Annotated in this window: 1 pseudogene; it reads left to right on the top strand. The window is 71.5% G+C overall.

Annotated elements, in window-relative coordinates:
- Nucleotides 1-523 (top strand): annotated as a pseudogene (locus ACWXWW_RS17850) (hypothetical protein); the annotation flags it as partial.
- Between the last annotated feature and the right edge of the window lie 52 nt (nt 524-575).

The following is a 575-nucleotide window of genomic DNA, read 5'->3' as shown; positions in this document are numbered from 1 at the left end:
TGAGGGTGGGGAGGGGCCGCGGACGGCGACGCAGATCGCGTCGGACCTCGCCGTGGAGGTCCTGTCCGCCCTGTGCGACGACCCCGACGACACCCCCGCCCCCTGGACCACCACCGACACGGACACGACGGATGTCGGCGCGGACGCGGTGACACCGGATGCGGGTGCCGAGGACGACGGCGCGAGCCCTGACGCGGACGATGTGAACGCGGGCGCGGATTCCGATGTCTCGGATGCCGCGGGATCGCCCGACCGGATCGACACGGGAGCTGATCCGCCCGGCACTGGCGACGCTGACCCTTCGAACGCGGCGTCCGCGCGCGGCGCTCCGCCGCCGTCGGTGCGGGGCTTGACGGGGGATGTGGATCGGGTGCTGTCGCGGGTGCGGGCGGTGGTGCAGGTCACGGTCGCGGCCACGACGCTGGCGGGGTTGGATGATGAGCCGGGGTTCCTGGCCGGGTACGGGCCGATCGACGCGGACACGGCCCGCAAGCTCGCGGAGCGTGTCAAATGGTGTGTGTAAGGGGTGCTGGTTCTCCTTACGAAAGGAAGCACGCACTTGGCGATCGACAAGG

It is taken from the genome of Microbacterium sp. KNMS (assembly GCF_053851835.1).
Note: the sequence above shows the minus strand (reverse complement) of the source record. Positions and strands in the feature narration are given on the sequence as shown.